The sequence below is a fragment of the Hungatella sp. SL.1.14 genome, assembly GCF_024460495.1.
Lineage (GTDB): Bacteria > Bacillota > Clostridia > Lachnospirales > Lachnospiraceae > Hungatella > Hungatella hathewayi.
Genome location: NZ_JANFYJ010000186.1, coordinates 1 through 375 on the forward strand (window position 1 = coordinate 1; position 375 = coordinate 375).

1 pseudogene is annotated in these 375 nt (G+C 51.7%); it reads right to left on the bottom strand.

The features are described from left to right. Nucleotides 1-49: 49 nt before the first annotated feature. Nucleotides 50-375 (bottom strand): annotated as a pseudogene (locus tag NE473_RS30605) (DUF4376 domain-containing protein); the annotation flags it as partial.

The window sequence follows — 375 nt, forward strand, 5'->3', positions numbered from 1 at the left end:
CTCCAGAGCCACATACAACAGACCGCCGGTAGCCATCAACACCAGGTACTTACGCAGGATCAGCGCCATCTGCAGCACCTCCCGTTTGCGCAGCTATCTGAGTCAGATATGACTGCATCACCTCTGACTGGTATGCCGGAGGGACATCTGCTCCGTAAAAGATTGTCAGTACCTCTTCACCGGTCTGGCAGCAGGAGATCCACATATTAATCGCATTACAGTAGGTCGTATGGTAACTGACATGCCACATAGCTGCTGTGATAATGGCCTGCATATCTGCCGCGGTGTAATACCGGCATGGCTGGCCGTCTGCATGGTACTCAATCTGAGTAGCACCAGAAGTTACCTGAATCTGCTTACCAAAGAGGTTCAGCT